The sequence below is a fragment of the Corynebacterium sp. HFH0082 genome, from assembly GCF_000411235.1.
In the GTDB taxonomy this organism is placed as follows: domain Bacteria; phylum Actinomycetota; class Actinomycetes; order Mycobacteriales; family Mycobacteriaceae; genus Corynebacterium; species Corynebacterium jeikeium_D.
Genome location: NZ_KE150404.1, coordinates 1763857 through 1782294 on the forward strand (window position 1 = coordinate 1763857; position 18438 = coordinate 1782294).

The window sequence follows — 18438 nt, forward strand, 5'->3', positions numbered from 1 at the left end:
CCAATGACTACGACGATTAACAACGAAAACCAGGCTGCTCATAGCCGTCGCGTGCTGGCGAACAAGGGCGACGTTTTCTCATCCTTCAACGTGGAGGACTTCGCCGTGCCGCATGGCAAGGATGAAGAGTGGAAGTTCACGCCGCTGCGTAAGCTCCGCGGTCTCCACAACGGCACCGCAGCAGAGCCGGTTGCAGCCTCAATTTCGGTCGAGACTGCTGGTCAGGATGGCGTCGCTGTGGACGTCGTCAAGCGTGACGACGAGCGCCTTGGTCGCGCCGGCGCCCCAACGGACCGCGTGGCAGCACAGGCGTACTCCAACTTCGACGATGCGCACATCGTGACCTTCGCGAAGAACTCGGTGTCCAAGGAGCCTGTCGTCATCGACATCGATGGTCCGGGCGAGGACAAGGTGTCCTACGGCCACATTGTCATTGACGTGCAGTCCCATGCCGAGGCCGTCTGCGTCATTAACTACCGAGGCAGTGGCACGTTCGCGGACAACATCGAGTTCGTAATCGGCGACGGCGCCAAGCTGGGCGTCGTGACCATGGTGAACTGGAACGAAGATGCCGTTCATGGCTCTGCGCACCACGTTCGTGTCGGCCGCGATGCTACGCTGCGCCACACTGTCGCAACGTTTGGCGGCGAGGTTGTCCGTATCGTTCCGCGCGTTGCTTTCACGGCACCCGGCGGCGACGTCGATCTGCTGGGCGTGTACTTCGCTGATGCCGGTCAGTACTTTGAAAACCGCATGCTGGTCGACCACGCTGTGCCGAACTGCCGCTCCAACGTGATGTACAAGGGCGCGCTGCAGGGCGAGCCGAATGTCGCTCATCGTGAGGCCCGCACCGCGTGGGTGGGAGACGTGCTCATTCGTGCAGAAGCGACGGGCACCGACACCTACGAGCTCAACCGCAACCTGCTGCTCACCGAAGGCGCGCGTGCCGACGCAGTTCCGAACCTGGAAATTGAAACCGGTGAGATTGCCGGTGCTGGGCACGCTGCCACCGTTGGCCGCTTCGACGAGGAACAGCTCTTCTACCTGCTCTCGCGCGGTATTCCGGAGCTGGCCGCTCGCCGTCTGGTGGTTCGCGGCTTCTTCAGCGAGGTCATCAACCTGATTCCGGTCGAGTCCGTTCGCGAGAAGCTTGAAAAGCTCGTTGACGAAGAGCTCAACACCGCTGGCTTCTAACCGCTTATCTTCTTTCTCACCCTTTCCGTCCTGTCAACCCGGAAGTGCCGGGGGACAGGCCACTTACACCGATTAAAGGAAAAGATTTCACTATGAGCACTTTGGAAATCCGTAACCTCCACGCGCAGGTGCTGCCGACCGATGAGTCCGCCGAGCCCAAGGAGATTTTGAAGGGCGTCAACCTGACGATCAACTCCGGCGAAACCCACGCTGTGATGGGGCCGAACGGCTCTGGTAAATCCACCCTGAGCTACACCATCGCAGGTCACCCGCGTTACGAAGTCACCGAGGGCGAGATTCTCCTCGACGGCGAAAACGTGCTGGAGATGAGCGTCGACGAGCGCGCTCGCGCTGGGCTCTTCCTGGCAATGCAGTACCCGGTCGAGGTCACCGGCGTGTCCATGTCCAACTTCCTGCGCTCTGCAGCAACCGCTGTCCGCGGCGAGGCTCCGAAGCTGCGCCACTGGGTCAAGGAGGTCCGTGAGGCAATGGCTGACCTGGAGATCGATTCGTCGTTCTCCGAGCGCTCCGTCAACGAGGGCTTCTCCGGTGGCGAGAAGAAGCGTCACGAGATTCTGCAGCTCGACCTGCTGAAGCCGAAGTTCGCCATCCTGGACGAGACCGACTCCGGCCTGGACGTCGACGCTCTGCGCGTTGTCTCTGACGGCATTAACCGCTACCAGGACGAAAACGACGGCGGCATTCTGATCATTACTCACTACCAGCGCATCCTGAACTACGTGAAGCCGGACTTCGTCCACGTCTTCCACGATGGTCGCTTCATCACCTCCGGTGGCCCGGAGCTTGCAGACGAGCTGGAAGAGCACGGCTACGAGAAGTACATCAATGCCTAACGCCGAACTACTCAGCCCATCACTCCGCGAGGACTTTCCGATTCTGTCGCGCACTGTCCGTGACGGAAAGCGGCTGGTCTACCTGGATTCCGGAGCGACCTCGCAGCGCCCCAAGCAAGTCATCGATGCTGAGGTGGAGTTCCTAACCCACCACAATGCACCGGTGCACCGCGGTGCCTACGAGATTGCTGAGGAGGCCACGGACGCCTACGAAGATGCCCGCGAAGCCATTGCAGGCTTCATCGGCGCCGACTATGACGAGCTGGTCTTCACCAAGAACGCCACCGAAGCGTTGAACACAGTGGCATTCGTGCTTGGCGACGACCGCGCAGGTCAGTACCAGGTCGGCGAGGGTGACGAGATTGTCGTCACTGAGCTGGAGCATCACGCGAACTTGGTGCCGTGGCAGGAGCTGGCTCGCCGCACTGGTGCGACACTGCGTTGGTATGGCGTGACTGAAGACGGCCGCATTGATATGGACTCGCTGGAGCTCAGCGAGAAGACCAAAGTTGTGGCCTTTACCCATCAGTCAAACGTCACCGGTGCAGTAACCGATGTGAAGGAAATGGTGCGCCGTGCTCGCGAGGTCGGAGCGCTGGTAGTCCTCGATGCCTGCCAGTCGGTGCCGCATATGCCTGTCGACGTCAAGGAGCTCGATGTGGACTTCCTGGCGTTCTCCGGCCACAAGATGCTCGGCCCCAACGGGGTCGGCGCGCTCTACGGTCGCCGGGAACTGCTCGAGGCACTGCCGCCGTTCCTCACTGGTGGCTCGATGATTGAGGTCGTCACCATGGAGAAGACCACCTTCGCGGCGCCTCCGCAGCGCTTCGAGGCGGGTACCATGATGACCTCCCAGGTCGTCGGCCTGGGTGCTGCGGTGAAGTACCTGGATGCCATCGGTATGGATAAGGTAGCTGCTCATGAGCACCACCTGACCGCGCTCGCACTGGAGAAGCTGCAGGAAATTGATGGCGTGACCATCATCGGTCCGACTACTCCAGAACAGCGTGGCTCTGCAGTCTCCTTCAAGGTCGAGGGCATTCACCCGCACGATCTTGGCCAGGTTTTAGACGACCAGGGCGTGTGCATCCGCGTCGGTCACCATTGCGCGTGGCCGATTCACCAGATCCTCAACGCCCAGTCGACCGCCCGGGCATCCTTCTACATCTACAACACGGAAGAGGACGTTCAGGCGCTTGCCGACGCAGTGCGCCATGCACAGAAGTTCTTCGGTGTCACCCCGTAACTTTAAGAAAGGAGAAGGACATGAAGCTCGAGCAGATGTACCAGGAAGTTATCCTGGATCACTACAAGCATCCGCAGCATGCGGGTTTGCGGGAGCCTTTCAATACGGAAGTGCATCACGTCAACCCGTCGTGTGGCGATGAACTCACGCTTCGCGTCACTCTGAACGACGACCTCACCGTCGTCAATGACGTCTCCTATGACGCCGTGGGCTGTTCTATCTCGCAAGCCTCTACCTCAGTTATGGCTGAGGAGATTGTCGGCAAGACTGTCGACGAGGCCATGGCCAAGCTTGCCGAGTTCGAGAAGATGGTCACCTCCCGAGGCAAGATTGAGGGCGATGAGGACATTATCGGCGATGGGATTGCCTTCGCTGGAGTTTCTAAGTACCCCGCCCGCGTGAAGTGCGCACTTCTCGGATGGAAAGCTTTCCAGGCCGCAACCGCTGAGGCCCTGGCCAACGCTGCTGAAGGCAACGGCGTTGGTACCGCGACTGTAACCGTTACCAATGACGAGGAAGGCCATCGCCATGACTGAACCAATCGCTAATGACGCCACCTCGCCCGCACAGCCTGATGCTGTCGACGAGGACACCATGACTACTGGTGCTCCCATTGATGAGGGGGATGCGTACGAGTCCATCACCGTCCCGCCGGCACCGGAGCAGACCGAAGCCGATAACAAGCTGGCCATCCAGGTTGAAGAGGCAATGTACGAGGTTGTTGATCCGGAACTCGGAGTCAACGTCGTGGACCTGGGCCTGGTATATGACATCTGGATTGAAGAAGGCGACATTGCCGCTATCTTCATGACACTCACGTCCCCGGCCTGCCCGCTGACCGATATGCTCACCGACCAGACTGCCTCCGAGGTTATGAAGGTCGAGGGTATCCGCGACTTCCGCCTCAACTGGGTCTGGTCTCCGGCATGGGGCCCACACATGATCACTGAGGACGGCCGCGAGCAGATGCGCGCTCTCGGCTTCTCGGTCTAGATGATCAGTGACAGCGGTGATTAGAGAACCGCTACGTTAAAAGTGCTTGGCGACGAGCTCCTGGCTCGTTCAGCTAGGCACTTTTTCGTTTGTTTTTTGAGTTGCTGACTGCGTTTATGGCCGGGATCGGTAGGGCGATGCGAGTTACTGACTGCATTTATGTCAAAAATGGCTCAAAAAATGGCCTGAAAGCGTCATAAACTTGCACAGTTTCACATCTGCAGCCCGTATTCACACGAGCATCCCCGCAATTTTTTCAAGCTGTCCGACTCGGAGTTAAAAACGACCCCACCTGGCACTGAAAAGTGCCAAGCGGGGTCGCTATTGTCTTCGACTGCTAATCCAAGTTGTGAGAGTTAGATGCGAGATGCATAGCTACTCGCATCTATTCACAGCTCTTCGCAGCTATTCGCGACTCATGTCTGCGGTGGCCGGGTCAACGAGCTTGGAGCCCGTGACCTTCTTATGGATGAACCACAGCAGGACGAATACCGGAATACCCAGGTACGGAGTGAGGATAGCGAAGATATTTTCGCCAGTGCGGATCGGATCAAGTGCCTGTCCGGCCACCACAAAGAAGCACATAATCAGTGCCAGCACAGCACCGGCAGGGAAAAAGTTCGCCTTGTAGGGAAGCGAACCCAACGGGATGTTCTGGGCCTTCAGACACTTGCGGAAGCGGTAGTGACTGTAAGAGATGCCAAACCAGGTGATAAAGCCCGCGAGCGCAGAAAGTGTCAACAAGAAGGTGTACGCCACGCCATCGCCTACCAATGAAGTAATGAAGCCAGCCATACCGATCACAGCGGTGGCAATCAGAGCGCGCAGCGGAACGCCGTGCCCGGAAAGCTTGCCGAAGTAACGCGGAGCGTGTCCCTGGCGGGCCAGGGAAAACAGCATACGAGTGGACACATACATACCGGAGTTACCCGCGGACAAGACCGAAGTCAGAATGACAGCGTTCATCAGGCCAGCGGCAATCGCGATACCTGCGCGTTCAAAGACCAGGGTGAACGGTGAAATGGAAATGTTGTCCTCGGCGGCGTTCAGAAGATTCGGGTCCGTGTACGCAATAAGGAAACCAATAACAGCGATGGCACCGATGTAGAACAGCAGGATACGCCAGAAGATAGTGCGAATCGCGCGGGGAATCGTACGCTCAGGATCCTCGGCCTCACCTGCTGCTACACCAACCATCTCGGTGCCCTGGAAGGAGTATCCGGCTACGACGAAGACAGCCAACAGTCCCATTCCGCCATTGACGAATGGGGCGTCGCCCGTGGTCCAGTTTTCGAAGCCGGGGGAGGACCCGCCCAAGATGCCGAAAATCATGCCGACACCAAGAACGAGGAAGACGATGACGGTAATGACCTTGATGGTCGCAAACCAAAACTCACCCTCGCCGAATGCACGTGCGGACAGGGCATTCAGCCCGAATAGAATCGCGAGGAAGAGCGCGGACCAGATGATTGAAGGCACATCCGGGAACCAATAGCGCATCACCAGCGCAGCAGCGACGAGCTCTGCGGCCACAGTAATCGCCCAGTTAAACCAGTAGTTCCAGCCCATGGCAAAGCCGAAGGATTCTGAGACGTATCGGCGACCGTACTCCTGGAAGGAACCGGGCACCGGCAGGTAAGCGGCCATCTCGCCGAGAGACTGCATAACCAGCCACACCATGATGCCGATAAGAGCGTAAGCGATAAGCGCACCGCCTGGACCGGCCTGCGAAATGGTCGCACCGGAGGCAACAAACAGGCCCGTACCAATGGCACCACCAATGGCAATCATGTTCAGGTGGCGAGCTCTCAGCCTGCGCTGAAGCTTATGGTTTTGTGAGGAAGTCTCCTCAGATTGCGTCGAAGTCATTCATTTATCATAAGCGTTTGTACTCCGGTGAATGCAAAAACCACACCGCTTTAATTGTTGGTATCACCCCACAAATCGGCTGATGTATATGCTCCCGGTCAACGAGTTCTCCATCTCCCAGGTCCCCGCACAAACCCAGCGATGAGCTTTCCGCACGTACGCGGACTCATTTTCAGCAAAGGCACGGCCACTTTCGCCATAGCGCGAAGCGTCGTCAGTGGGGATGTCCCTATCAAATAGGCAAAAATGTCCTTCTCCGGCAACGAAAAGAACGCCCGGAAAAACGCACCCGTCTGTCGTGCATCGAACCCCAGCAACGCCGCGAGCCCACGTTCGCGTAGCCATCGCTGCAATCGCATGCTTAACGACGTCCCCAGCGTCCGGCTTCCCTTCTTTTCCATATCGGCCAAGAAGCGGTCGACATCTTCGATAACCGAACCCACCGAGTAACCAGTGGCAGGATGCATCCAACCACCAGCAAAGCCGAAGAGAGTGCCCATGGATGGTCCACTGTGCGTCACGTCACCGCGGCGAGAGGGAAGGTTTGCCAGTAGGGGAAAGGACACCACTTCTTCGTCGATGGCCAGATCTTCCGAAAGCCCCAGGGACTTCAACCGTGCACTTTGGCGTCTACGCAACAGCGCTAGAAGTACGGAGTCATCGGCCTCACCGCCGCTGCCGACTGGCGCACCGGCTTCGCCACGATACCCGTCAACCATAGGAGTCGGAGTAGCGAGAATGGTCTCTTCAATGAGGAAGGTCCTGTCATCCAAGAAAATGCGATAGGAGAAACTAGCCGGCTCTGTCGCTGGGTCAACCGGTTCAGCCGGAGTGAAGTCCATGAAAACTGCGCGGCGGTGGGCGCTGGGGACGTCGTCAAGCGAAAAGATGTGCCCGATGGCGAGCTGCCGTACCTGCCCACCTCGCCCGACTGCGGCGTGCGTGCGCCCGGTGGTGACAATTGTGATGTCAGTACCCGTGGTTTCGGAATCGGTGAGTGCGCGGCGTTCGATGTGGAAACCGCCAAGTTCTTGCAGGCAGTCCTTGTTAACAACGCCGTAGTTGCGGGCGAGCTGACGTTCGGTGCCGTCGGCAAGAATGACGCTGGGTTGAAAGGTGGCGGCGAGGAAGTCGCTGGGCAACCAGTCGGGGAGTTGGTCGCACCAGAGACCAATCGTCGAGGGCAGTGTGCCACCGGCTGGGTCATAAGCGGTGACATCCCAGCCGCGAGCGGATGCACGGTGGGCGGCGATTCTTCCGGCGGGTCCGAGGCCGACGACGGAGGCGGTCACGGGAAATGAAGTCATAACTGGTAGGCTACTCGTTCGTGATTGTGACCCATGACCTTGAAGTCCGAGTCGGCGCCCGTACCCTGCTCACTGCGCCGGGTGAGCAGCTGCGCGTCCAGCCGGGAGACCGGATTGGACTCGTCGGGCGAAATGGTGCTGGCAAAACGACGACTATGCGTATTCTCTCCGGTGAAACTGAACCCTACGGCGGTTCAGTAGTGCGCTCTGGCTTGATTGGTTACCTGCCACAGGACTCGCGCGAGGGCAACATCGACATCTCCGCCCGCGACCGTGTGCTGTCGGCGCGAGGTCTTGACCAAATCCGCCGCAGCATGGATCGCCAACAGGAGATCATGGAGACCGCGACCACTGACACCAAGCGCGATGCGGCGATTAGGAAGTTTTCGCGTCTCGAGGAGCGCTACCACGACCTCGGCGGCTACGAGGCGAACGCCGAGGCAGCCCGCATTTGCGACGCGCTGGGGTTGCCGGAGCGCGTACTCGACCAGCCGCTGAAGACGCTTTCGGGTGGTCAGCGCCGCCGCGTCGAGCTTGCGCAGATTCTCTTCGCCGCTACCGAAGGCTCGGGCAAGTCCGCCACGACGCTGCTTCTCGACGAACCGACGAACCACCTCGATGCGGATTCGATTACCTGGCTGCGCGAATTCCTCAGTAAGCATGAGGGCGGCTTGATTATGATTTCGCACGATGTCGAGCTGCTCGAGGCCGTGTGTAACAAAGTCTGGTTCCTCGATGCAGTGCGCGCCGAAGCTGATGTGTACAACATGGGCTGGAAGAACTACCTGACGGCACGCGCGACCGATGAGGCTCGACGTCGCCGTGAGTTCGCCAACGCGGAGAAGAAGGCCAGCGCACTGCGCAAGCAGGCCGAGAAGCTAGGCGCGAAGGCGACGAAGGCCCGTGCGGCCAAGCAGATGGTGGCTCGTGCTGAGCGCATGATGGACAGTCTCGACGAAGTCCGTGTCGAGGATAAGGTCGCTCATATTTCCTTCCCAGAACCGGCGCCCTGTGGCAAGACTCCGCTCAACGCCACGGGACTGACCAAGATGTATGGTTCGTTGGAAGTCTTCGCCGGTGTGGATCTTGCGATTGACAAGGGGTCCCGCGTGGTTGTCCTCGGCTTCAATGGCGCTGGTAAGACGACGCTGCTGAAGCTACTCGCCGGTGTGGAGCGCACCGATGGCGAAGGCGGCATTGTCTCCGGCCACGGCCTGCGCATCGGCTATTTCGCCCAGGAGCATGACACGATTGACCCGGACAAGACTGTCTGGGAAAACACGGTCTACGCCTGCCCTGACGTCAACGAGCCGGAACTGCGGAGCCTGCTCGGTGCCTTTATGTTCTCCGGCGACAAGCTGCAGCAGCCAGCGGGAACCCTCTCCGGTGGTGAGAAGACACGTCTGGCGCTGGCGACGCTGGTTAGCTCCCGCGCAAACGTCCTGCTTCTCGACGAGCCCACTAACAACCTCGACCCGCAGTCCCGCGAACAGGTTCTCGATGCACTTCGCACTTACACCGGGGCCGTCGTTCTGGTTACCCACGATCCAGGTGCGGTCAAGGCGCTAGAGCCCGAGCGCGTCATCGTGCTTCCCGACGGCACCGAAGACCTCTGGAGCGACGACTACATGGAAATCGTCGAGCTGGCTTAAGACGGATCCATTGGCCCTGGCAGGTAACCGTCCTGCTGAGCGAGCCTATACATCTCCGACTTGTTAAGGCTGTTCTCGGCCCGGCCAGCTGCCGCATACTTGGCTCGAATACGACCCAAGTAGTCCAACACGGTGTTCGGTGTCAGCCCTGTCATCGACGCGACTCGCTTCGTCGACTCACCGGAGGCGTAAAGCTCCAGTACCTCACGCTGGCGTTCCGACAAATCGACAGAGTCGAGCAGGGGATCAGAGTCAACTACCGATGCCCATTCTGTAGTCAGCGCACCCTTGCCAAGTGCCGCCAGCCGTACTGCAGACACGATTGTCTCCCGGGTTTCCGATTTTTGCACAACCCCCATCACTCCGGTACGCACTGCCTTTCGGACAAGGTATGGGCTTTCAGCTGACGAGAGGATGAGCACGTGATCGGTAACCAATTCCAGCGACAGAACGTTCTGCGCTGGATCTGAATTATCCGCCAGCCGTAGATCCAGCACGACCACATCCAGGCGGTCATCGGTGCCCACATCGGCCAGTAGCTCCGGCACAGTTTGATAACAGCCGACGAGCTCAAAGTCTGGCTCTGCAGAAAGCAGGGTTTCGAGCCCCTGCAGAGTCAAGGCATGATCATCAATCGCAGCAACGCGAAGCAAACGATCCGACTGCACGCTGTAATCTCCGATGTTGTCGGAGTCAATTGCAGCCGAGACGTCGATGGAAGCATTGCTCATTCCCGCAATACTCTCCCTAGTCACGTGACATCACTATCCTCTCACCGGCTTCATCAAACCTTTGCACTCCATTGTCATCAGAAATAGATGCAAATGCACGTCTGCCCGGGGGCAATAGGCGAATTGTTACCGATCCTTCTTCGGCGTTATCGATTGCTTCGAGGAAGTTCGGCATCAACTTGGCCACCGCGGAATCGTCGTCGACAAGCGGAATACGGCGCACATCGGTGCTATCGGAAACGGCCTGCGTGTGATTGCGGTCATCGAGGAGCCGGACATGAACACCTCTTGCGCGGGCATCCCAAACAGCTTGGTGAAGGGACCCAACATTTAGATGCGGCGAACGTAGGACGTCTCGGAGAAGCTGCTCTGTAAGCCGCGCACGCAACTGCAGTCGCGGGGTCGGTTCTTCCAAAACTGCAGCGGCGCTAAAAATGGGGCCGACCCGGCGCTGCAGCCATTCGTAGTTACTCTGGCTGCTAATTTCGTACTCTTTTGCGGCCCCGGCAGCGTACAGCGCACGATTATAATCCTGAATAGACTGCGGAACGGTGCGCATAAAAAAGCGGACCATGATGGACGTCAAAATTCCCGCGACCAACATCACGGAGCGAACTAACAGGTCAACTCCAGAGATACTGATGTGGGTCGTATCCGAGGGGGCAAAGGGGAAGAACTTGAGAAGCTCCACCATGATCGCGCCACCGAGCACTGAATTCAGCGCAACCCAGGGGCGGCCGCGGATGGCGAGCAATGCAGATGCAAAAGAAATTAAGCTAAAGTGCCAGAAATACGACCATTCCAAATTATTTGGAATGGGCTGGTAGAGCCCCACCACAGCTAATACAACGATCGCGACACCAGTTACGATTGCACGGGCTAACGGCAATTGTGAATGGCGGCCATACATAATCAGCCCGAGAAGGCCGATCGCTAATGCCAGACTGATTTGCCCGGCCGCGGTAAATAATTGTCCATTACTGACTAGAACCATGAACAACACGCCGACGATCGCGCCGTAGAACTGCCAGGAAAAAACAATTGACATTCCCATGAGGTCATACAGCGATGTCGTGTGAGCGGAGGAATCGACTACATCTTCCTCTTCCACAGGAGAGGTATTACCGTGCCATTTGAGAATAACCTGAGTACCTTTCCCAGGCTTTGAATTAACGAGAGCATCTCCACCGCGAAGGGCCTCCATTCGCCCTTTAACGCTCAACCGGATACCTGCACGATGCGGGTCAATTCCCTCGGGGTCGAACCCGGTGCCATCGTCACGAAAATCAATGGACACCTCTCCCGAGGCAACACGAATGTGGCATTTCTTTTCCGCTGCGGCACCTGCGTGACGCTTGGCATTATTTGCCACCTCGGTTGCGGCTAATAGGAACGTGTTAGCAACTTCTCCTGGCAGCCGAACTGGACCGCCTTCTTCGCTGGTGTCTAGCGTTACCGAAATGTCGGGGCTCACCGACATCAATTGCGCCCGTACAGCCTCAGCAAAAGTTCTACCGCTTACTGTTTGCCGAGGCGAGAAAAACAGCCCAGTCTGCTCGTCTAGCGAGAAGTCAATCTTAGAGCCCTTACCGATTGCAGACAGTGCGGCCAATACATAGTCATGGACATAGGCGTTGAAGCTGCTCATCGCCTCGCCGCGGACACGCATACGCTCCGCTCTCTCATTGACCTTCCGAGAGTTCTCGTAGGTGAAGTCAATAAGCCTTGCGACGGGTTGTGCAGAGCCTGCAATAATCACAAATGGAAAAGTGTTGATGAGATTGAAACCAACATCCGACAACATGTCGAGCCAAAAAGTGTGTCCCAGCAACCACGAATTAATGACCGCAATAAGTCCGGGAACAAATACCATCACGGACAAACTGATGTGGAGTGGCACTGTCAGAGCAAATGCAGCGAGGGCTAAACCTGAAAATGGGCTATACCAGAGCGCATTTCCAACGAGGTTATGAGGGAGATCCCAATAGGTTGAAACCAACATCAGGAAAACCAACATGATGTACATCGGCACACGCAGTGCGGTAATAAGGCCTCGCCGCGTATTATTAATCACAGCCCAAATCAGCAACATATCGCTGAGAATGAATATGAGCAGTGATGCAAAAGGGAACCAGTGGCTCAGAAAGTTTTCAAAGGGGACAGAACGAACAGCCGATTCAACCTGCCACAAAAAGCCGGTGACGGCAATAATAATCGCGCCGGATCGCAGCACAGACATTTCAATTGATGGTGACTGTCCGGCAAGTGCCGAATCGGGATTCCACCTCTCCATGCGACAATCACATTCCTTTTGCTTATTGCCACTAGACAAAACTAATTAGTCTCTACATGCGGTATGGAGCCGAGCGAAATTCTGAAGAATACGCCCACTTCGAGCAACATCCAACTGTCGCGCGGCCGACACCGCTTTAAGATCTGTTCCTGGTAAATAGTAGCCCTCATTTGCGTAAATCTGGAGACGCTGGGCAAATGTGTTGGCATCTAATTCCGGGTGAAACTGCGTCGCATATGCATTGCGGCCCAACCGAAACATCTGTACGGGGCAGTCCTTTCCAGTTGCCAACAACGTAGCGTCGCCAGGCAGTTCTTCGATGGCCTCCTTGTGGCCGACGATGGCGTGAAAGTGGGCCGGTAAACCATCAAGAATTGGATCTGATTCGCCATCTGGAGTTGCAGCTACTTCGATTACAGCTGCCTGCTCCCCGTGCTTGCGGGAGACACGGCCATGGCCAGCAGTACCGAGCAGGCCGACGCCATAACAAGCTCCGAAGAAGGGGAAGTCTCGTTCGAGCACTTCTGCCAACAAATCCTCGAACCAGGTCTCGACTTCCTTCTGTAGATAGCTCTTATCGTCATCAGAGGCGTTAAAGGGTCCTCCGCCAACGATTACGCCCGAGTAGTTATCTAGATTCAGATTCCCCGGACGAGACTGTTCCAGGCGAATTTGATGCAACTTTGCCGGCGCCAATGCACACCTCCTGGCAAATGAGAGATGTTCAGCGTGAGCTGCGGCATCTTCGCCGCGTGTGGAAAGCAAGAGGAAGGGCTTGGCGGAGGTAGGCATTTGCGGGAACAAATTTCGTGAAAAAGGGAGCTAGAGGGGGACGGAGACTACTGCACCACTAGCAGGCTCGGATTGGCTGCATGCGTACATACGTGCATAAATCGGGGGATGATTGACGAGACGGCCTGGAGGTCCACATCAGATACCTTTAGTCGAATCGCGTCGACTTCCAACGGGTCAAAGTAACCGACGTCGGTGTAGAAAGACATTCTGCGGAGCAGTCCGTTAGCATTCATCTCCGGATGAAATTGGGTAACCCAGTTATTCGATCCGATCGAGTACATCTGCACCGGACAGGTTGGACCTGTGGCAAGCAAAGTTGCGTGATTGGGAAGTTCCGCAACGGATTCCTTGTGGCCAGTCAACGCATAAAAAACCGGAGGCAACACCGAAGCTATTGGATCTTGAGTGGCGGCTTCGGTGAGCTCTACCCGGGTAGAACCCGCTACTTCGCCGTGGCGCAGGTTAACCAAACCACCCGAAGTAAAGGCTGTGTAGCTAGCGCCGTAGCAGATAAGCAGTGCGGGGACAGGACTCCTAAGTACGTCGTAAAGCACATCGTGCGAATACTTCTGCAAACCCGAATGCTCAAGGTCGGTGATGTTAAATGGGCTGCCTCCGACAAATACGCCGTCATAGGAGGTCAGGTCGGGCAACTTAGCGCCGACAGCGTCGATGGTAAACAGATCCAACTGGCTGGGCTCAAGCCCGGTGGAATCCAGAAAGTCCTGGTACTCGGCTTGCCCCGCACCATCTGCGGGGCGGAGCGCCACCAACAAAAACTTACCCACACTCATAAATAGACAGCTTAGTCCATATTGAGTGAAATCTATGCATCTTCACCGGTCAAACGGGGTAAATGCACGGCAGAAAGCCGAAACCCGCTCCCGTATTAGGGGAGCGGGTGGTACGTAACGCTATCAGGCCTAGCCTGAGTGGCTAGTCCTTGCGCCGTAAGCTGTCTTCAACTAAATCAAGCACGGAATCCAATTCGTCGACAGTGCGACCAGATGCCAGACGAACGATGATGCCATCGAGCATCAGCTCGAGAAAAAGCTGCATCGTGCGAACCGAATAATCCGACCGTAGGGAGCCGGATGAGGATGTCTGGGTCAATCGGTGGGCAACAGCGTCATCCAATTGATCCTGATGGCCCAACCATTGGCCCTTAAACTCCGGATCGCTGCGAAGGCGACGGGCAATCTCAAGGCGAGTTCCCAGCCAGCCATGCTTGTCTGGGTTCGCCACGATGTCACGCATTACTTCCACTAAGCCGGAAGCCTCCGCGACTTCCGCCATATTTGCGGCATCTTCTTCGGCCAATGCTAAGAACAGACCTTCTTTGGATCCGAAGTGATGGAAAATAGCACCGCGAGACTTACCGGTAGCGGACTCCAGACGAGAGACCGTTGCGCCGTCGTAGCCGAATTCTGCAAAGCACTGCCGAGCGCCGTCGAGAATTTCGTGCCGCCGTTGAGCTAAATCCTGGTTACTCACTTTTGGCATAAGGAAACTCTTTTCTTGCCGGCGACGCCCAGGGACATGTTTCACTGCATGACGTGGCAGCGCCATTCCTATACTTCCCAAGCCTCATTTTGGTTGGGGTAGAGAAACCCGAGGCCGGCAGGGCGCTAGCCCGTGGGGTATGAATCCGCGGGCTAGCGCTACCTACCGGCCTCTAGAAGCGCTGCTTGTAACAAGCCCTAGCGCGCACGAGTCAAAGGGAAACTAGTTGCCCTTGATCATGTTGCGCAGGACGTACTGCAGAATACCGCCGTGGCGGTAGTAGTCAGCCTCACCAGGGGTATCGATGCGGACCACAGCGTCGAAGTCGAAGGACTCGCCGTTTTCCTTGGTAACCGTAACCTTGACGGTCTTCGGGATGGAGCCGTTGTTCAGCTCCTCCAGACCAGCGATGTCGAAGGTCTCAGTGCCATCGATGCCCAGGGACTTCCAGGACTCACCCTCCGGGAACTGCAGCGGAACAACGCCCATGCCGATGAGGTTCGAGCGGTGGATACGCTCGAAGGACTCAGCGATAACAGCCTTGACGCCCAGCAGCAGGGTGCCCTTAGCTGCCCAGTCACGGGAGGAACCGGTGCCGTATTCCTTACCACCAACGACGACCAGCGGAGTGCCAGCCTCCTTGTAGTTCATGGCAGCGTCGTAGATGAAGGCCTGCGGGCCACCCTCCTGGGTGAAGTCGCGGGTGTAGCCACCGGCAACACCGTCAAGCAGCTGGTTCTGCAGGCGGATGTTAGCGAAGGTGCCGCGCACCATGACCTCGTGGTTACCACGACGGGAACCCAGGGAGTTGTAGTCCTTGCGCTCAACGCCCATGGAGTCGAGGTACTGCGCAGCCGGGGTGCCCGGCTTAATGGAGGAAGCCGGGGAGATGTGGTCGGTGGTCACCGAGTCACCCAGGGCAGCAAGGACGCGAGCGCCCTTGATGTCGGAAACCGGTGCCGGCTCCATTTCCATCTCGTCGAAGTACGGTGCCTTGCGGATGTAGGAGGACTTGTCGTCCCAAGCGAAGGTCTTGCCCTCCGGGGTCGGCAGGTTCTGCCAGCGCTCGTCACCAGCGAAGACATCCTTGTAGTCCTCGTCGTACAGCTCGGAAGAGATGGAGGCCTCGATGGTTGCTTCGATCTCTTCGGTGGACGGCCAAATGTCGCGCAGGAAGACATCGTTGCCCTCTGCGTCCTGACCCAGGGCGTCGGTTTCAAAGTCGAAGTCCATGGTACCGGCAATCGAGTAGGCGATAACCAGGATCGGGGAGGCCAGGTAGTTCATCTTCACGTCAGGGGAGATGCGGCCTTCGAAGTTACGGTTACCGGACAGAACCGCGGTAGCAGCCAGGTCGGCCTCGTTGATGGCGGAGGAAATCTCAGCCGGCAGCGGACCGGAGTTACCGATACAGGTTGCACAACCGAAGCCGGACAGGTAGAAGCCCAGAGCCTCGAGGTCCTTCCACAGGTCAGCACGCTTGAAGTAGCCGTTAACAACCTGGGAGCCCGGAGCACAAATGGTCTTGACCCACGGCTTAGCCTGCAGACCCTTCTCGACTGCCTTGCGTGCCAACAGACCAGCACCAATCATGACCGACGGGTTGGAGGTGTTGGTACAAGAGGTGATGGAAGCGATAGCGACCATACCGTGGTCGAGCGTGTACTCGCCGCCCTTCGGGGAAGTGACGGTAATCGGGGAGCTCGGGCGACCTTCAGCGCCGTTAGCGGCGGACTCGCCGTGGCCCTCGCGGGACTCGTTGTAGTCTGCGGCCAGCTCGGAGGTCGGTGCGGAAGCCTTGACAGCGCCCTTAATCTCGCCGTCGGAGTAGTTGTGCAGGTCCTTGCGGAACTGCTCCTTGGCGGAAGCCAACTCGATGCGGTCCTGCGGGCGCTTCGGGCCAGCGATGGACGGAACGACGGTGGACAGGTCCAGCTCGAGGTACTCGGAGTACTCAGCCTCCGGAGTGTTCTCGTCCAACCACATGCCCTGAGCCTTGGCGTAAGCCTCGACGCGCTCCAGGGTCTCCTTGTCACGGCCAGTCAGGGCCAGGTACTTGACGGTCTCATCGTCGATCGGGAAGATTGCGGCGGTGGAACCGAACTCTGGCGACATGTTACCGATGGTCGCACGGTTGGCCAGCGGCAGCTTGGAGACGCCAGCGCCGTAGAACTCTACGAACTTGCCGACGACGCCGTGCTGGCGCAGCATATCGGTGACGGTGAGCACAACGTCGGTTGCGGTAACACCCGGCTGAATGTCGCCAGTCAGCTTGAAGCCAACGACGCGCGGAATGAGCATGGAGATTGGCTGGCCAAGCATTGCGGCCTCAGCCTCAATACCACCGACACCCCAGCCCAGGATGCCCAGGCCGTTCTGCATGGTCGTGTGAGAGTCAGTACCAACACAGGTGTCCGGGTATGCCAGGCCGTTGTTCTCGAAGACGACGCGAGCCAGGTACTCGATGTTGACCTGGTGGACAATACCGGTTCCCGGAGGAACAACGCGGAAGTTGGAGAATGCGCCAGTACCCCAACGGAGGAACTTGTAGCGCTCATCATTGCGCTGGTACTCAATTTCGACGTTCTTAGCCAGAGCGTCTTCGCTACCGAAGGCCTCGATGATGACCGAGTGGTCGATGACCATCTCTGCCGGGTTCAGCGGGTTAACCTGATCCGGGTCGCCGCCGAGAGTCTTAACAGCCTCACGCATGGTAGCCAGGTCAACAACACAGGCGACGCCGGTGAAGTCCTGCATAATAACGCGAGCAGGGGTGAACTGAATCTCGATCGACGGATCAGCCGAAGGAACCCAGTTGGCGACAGCCTTGATGTGCTCCTCAGTGATGTTGGCGCCATCTTCGTTGCGCAGCAGGTTCTCACCGAGAACCTTCAACGAGTAAGGCAGCTTCTCCATACCCGGCACGGCGTCAAGAGCGAAGTAGTCATAAGACTTGTCTCCGACCTCAAGCTTGCGCAGGGCGTTGAAAGAGTTCTTGCTTTCAGCCACAGTCAGCTCCATTTCTATTCGGGTGAATTGTCGCCTTAACTGAAGAGTCCGGCACTCGAATTTCGGCTCTCCACAAGGCATAGGTGCGATCACGCCGCCCCTTATCAACCAATTAAAGCAATAATCACGACGCGGGGCACACGAGCCCACACACACGTTTTTAAGGAAGCGTTACCGTCCTTGCATTAACAATAACAGTACGAACGTTCTGTATGTAGATTGCTCGCGGCGCGCCGAGTCACGCTACCCCCGTTCACATCCAGAGCAGGCCATTATAGATAGGACAAACGAAGCAGCATCTCCGCCAAATTGGGGCGCGTGGAAACCATTCTCACGCAAAACAGGAGCACGATACGGAAGGCAGTTAATGCATACGCCAGCAGATTCACAGGCAGCGAAAGAAACCGTCGAAAAGGCGGTCGCTCAGCTACGCACCGACAACATCGTGACAAATAACCCACAGCTCCGAGAAGCAGTCCAGCCAATTGTCGACGATGCAGCAAATCGGGGGGTGCCCAATTTCAATATCATCTACCTAGATAGCGAGAAGATTTACCCCGTCGCCGAACAAAAGAACACCGACATCTTTTCCTTTGCCCGCCAAGTAGCGGACCAAGTCGGCGGCACCACTGTCGTGCGCACACCGGGCAATGTGGCCACCGCATCTGCCGATTTCCCCCGCGCAGCCATTGAACGCGCCGACCACGCAATGATGGAGACTCCACGAGACTATCCGGCGGGTCTCGATGCCTATTTGCACGAGCTCACTAACTACGTCGTTCCGTGGACTCTTTACAGCCTCATCGCAGGCGTCGTTATCGTCGCACTCTTCGTCGGACTGACGTTCTACTGGCTACGCACACGCCCAACCGCCTAAGAGTTCGCTTTACGACGGACGCTGAAGCTAACGGTCTCACTGAATACATTCACCGTCCCCGGTTTTCCACCCCCAGGCGAAAGACAGGGCAAATGCCCCAAAAACTGGTAGCAGT

At 57.5% G+C, this 18438-nt stretch carries 15 protein-coding genes; 7 read left to right on the forward strand and 8 right to left on the reverse strand.

Going from position 1 to position 18438, the window contains the following annotated elements:
• Positions 1–3: 3 nt before the first annotated feature.
• The 5 genes from sufD to HMPREF1206_RS07675 all read left to right on the forward strand — a co-directional run bounded on the left by sufD (position 4) and on the right by HMPREF1206_RS07675 (position 4287).
• Positions 4–1194: a Fe-S cluster assembly protein SufD gene (sufD, locus tag HMPREF1206_RS07655; RefSeq protein ID WP_016422751.1), complete on the forward strand. Its 1191-nt coding sequence runs from the start codon at positions 4–6 to the stop codon at positions 1192–1194.
• Between the two features lie 92 nt (positions 1195–1286).
• A complete protein-coding gene (gene sufC / locus HMPREF1206_RS07660) occupies positions 1287–2048 on the forward strand; it encodes a Fe-S cluster assembly ATPase SufC (RefSeq protein ID WP_016422752.1) in 762 nt (253 codons plus the stop codon).
• Entirely contained in the window at positions 2041–3294 is a 1254-nt protein-coding gene (locus HMPREF1206_RS07665; RefSeq protein WP_016422753.1) for a cysteine desulfurase, read from the forward strand. Before sufC ends, HMPREF1206_RS07665 begins: the two co-directional genes overlap by 8 nt.
• Positions 3295–3314: 20 nt before the next feature.
• Entirely contained in the window at positions 3315–3830 is a 516-nt protein-coding gene (gene sufU / locus HMPREF1206_RS07670) for a Fe-S cluster assembly sulfur transfer protein SufU (RefSeq protein ID WP_016422754.1), read from the forward strand.
• On the forward strand, positions 3823–4287 hold the full coding sequence (locus tag HMPREF1206_RS07675; RefSeq protein ID WP_016422755.1) for a metal-sulfur cluster assembly factor: 465 nt from the start codon (positions 3823–3825) through the stop codon (positions 4285–4287). Before sufU ends, HMPREF1206_RS07675 begins: the two co-directional genes overlap by 8 nt.
• A gap of 405 nt (positions 4288–4692) precedes the next feature.
• Here HMPREF1206_RS07675 and HMPREF1206_RS07680 read toward each other — a convergent pair whose 3' ends face one another.
• Together HMPREF1206_RS07680 and HMPREF1206_RS07685 are read right to left on the reverse strand one after the other, a co-directional pair.
• Positions 4693–6156: an amino acid permease gene (locus HMPREF1206_RS07680; protein WP_042388689.1), complete on the reverse strand. Its 1464-nt coding sequence runs from the start codon at positions 6154–6156 to the stop codon at positions 4693–4695.
• Between the two features lie 98 nt (positions 6157–6254).
• Complete coding sequence (locus tag HMPREF1206_RS07685) at positions 6255–7463, reverse strand: lycopene cyclase family protein (RefSeq protein WP_016422757.1); 1209 nt, start codon at positions 7461–7463, stop codon at positions 6255–6257.
• Between the two features lie 20 nt (positions 7464–7483).
• Between HMPREF1206_RS07685 and HMPREF1206_RS07690 the strand changes: the two genes are divergently transcribed.
• Positions 7484–9115, forward strand: a complete 1632-nt coding sequence (locus tag HMPREF1206_RS07690) for an ABC-F family ATP-binding cassette domain-containing protein (protein ID WP_016422758.1) — start codon at positions 7484–7486, stop codon at positions 9113–9115.
• Here the strand turns inward: HMPREF1206_RS07690 and HMPREF1206_RS07695 are convergent.
• From HMPREF1206_RS07695 to acnA, 6 genes are all read right to left on the reverse strand, one after another.
• Positions 9112–9870 (reverse strand): response regulator transcription factor, encoded by a 759-nt coding sequence (locus HMPREF1206_RS07695; RefSeq protein ID WP_016422759.1) that lies wholly within the window; start codon positions 9868–9870, stop codon positions 9112–9114. The genes HMPREF1206_RS07690 and HMPREF1206_RS07695 overlap by 4 nt on opposite strands.
• Positions 9863–12139: a sensor histidine kinase gene (locus tag HMPREF1206_RS07700; protein WP_016422760.1), complete on the reverse strand. Its 2277-nt coding sequence runs from the start codon at positions 12137–12139 to the stop codon at positions 9863–9865. The genes HMPREF1206_RS07695 and HMPREF1206_RS07700 overlap by 8 nt, the downstream gene beginning before the upstream one ends.
• Before the next feature lie 45 nt (positions 12140–12184).
• Positions 12185–12931: a glutamine amidotransferase gene (locus HMPREF1206_RS07705; RefSeq protein WP_081636717.1), complete on the reverse strand. Its 747-nt coding sequence runs from the start codon at positions 12929–12931 to the stop codon at positions 12185–12187.
• A gap of 47 nt (positions 12932–12978) precedes the next feature.
• On the reverse strand, positions 12979–13728 hold the full coding sequence (locus HMPREF1206_RS07710) for a hypothetical protein (RefSeq protein WP_016422762.1): 750 nt from the start codon (positions 13726–13728) through the stop codon (positions 12979–12981).
• Positions 13729–13870: 142 nt separating this feature from the next.
• Positions 13871–14437: a TetR/AcrR family transcriptional regulator gene (locus tag HMPREF1206_RS07715; RefSeq protein WP_016422763.1), complete on the reverse strand. Its 567-nt coding sequence runs from the start codon at positions 14435–14437 to the stop codon at positions 13871–13873.
• 222 nt (positions 14438–14659) lie between these two features.
• Complete coding sequence (acnA, locus tag HMPREF1206_RS07720) at positions 14660–17446, reverse strand: aconitate hydratase AcnA (protein WP_016422764.1); 2787 nt, start codon at positions 17444–17446, stop codon at positions 14660–14662.
• Between the two features lie 367 nt (positions 17447–17813).
• On the opposite strand from acnA, the gene HMPREF1206_RS07725 reads away from it, so the two are divergent.
• Positions 17814–18323, forward strand: a complete 510-nt coding sequence (locus HMPREF1206_RS07725) for a DUF6676 family protein (RefSeq protein ID WP_016422765.1) — start codon at positions 17814–17816, stop codon at positions 18321–18323.
• Positions 18324–18438: the final 115 nt, after the last annotated feature.

What these genes read in the sequence shown, in the direction of transcription:
- HMPREF1206_RS07715 (WP_016422763.1), bottom strand. Translation starts at nt 14,437, where the DNA reads ATGCCAAAAGTGAGTAACCAGGATTTAGCTCAACGGCGGCACGAAATT.
- HMPREF1206_RS07680 (WP_042388689.1), bottom strand. Translation starts at nt 6,156, where the DNA reads ATGACTTCGACGCAATCTGAGGAGACTTCCTCACAAAACCATAAGCTT.
- HMPREF1206_RS07710 (WP_016422762.1), bottom strand. Translation starts at nt 13,728, where the DNA reads ATGAGTGTGGGTAAGTTTTTGTTGGTGGCGCTCCGCCCCGCAGATGGT.
- sufC (WP_016422752.1), top strand. Translation starts at nt 1,287, where the DNA reads ATGAGCACTTTGGAAATCCGTAACCTCCACGCGCAGGTGCTGCCGACC.
- HMPREF1206_RS07705 (WP_081636717.1), bottom strand. Translation starts at nt 12,931, where the DNA reads ATGCCTACCTCCGCCAAGCCCTTCCTCTTGCTTTCCACACGCGGCGAA.
- HMPREF1206_RS07675 (WP_016422755.1), top strand. Translation starts at nt 3,823, where the DNA reads ATGACTGAACCAATCGCTAATGACGCCACCTCGCCCGCACAGCCTGAT.
- sufU (WP_016422754.1), top strand. Translation starts at nt 3,315, where the DNA reads ATGAAGCTCGAGCAGATGTACCAGGAAGTTATCCTGGATCACTACAAG.
- HMPREF1206_RS07700 (WP_016422760.1), bottom strand. Translation starts at nt 12,139, where the DNA reads ATGGAGAGGTGGAATCCCGATTCGGCACTTGCCGGACAGTCACCATCA.
- HMPREF1206_RS07685 (WP_016422757.1), bottom strand. Translation starts at nt 7,463, where the DNA reads ATGACTTCATTTCCCGTGACCGCCTCCGTCGTCGGCCTCGGACCCGCC.
- sufD (WP_016422751.1), top strand. Translation starts at nt 4, where the DNA reads ATGACTACGACGATTAACAACGAAAACCAGGCTGCTCATAGCCGTCGC.
- HMPREF1206_RS07725 (WP_016422765.1), top strand. Translation starts at nt 17,814, where the DNA reads ATGCATACGCCAGCAGATTCACAGGCAGCGAAAGAAACCGTCGAAAAG.
- HMPREF1206_RS07665 (WP_016422753.1), top strand. Translation starts at nt 2,041, where the DNA reads ATGCCTAACGCCGAACTACTCAGCCCATCACTCCGCGAGGACTTTCCG.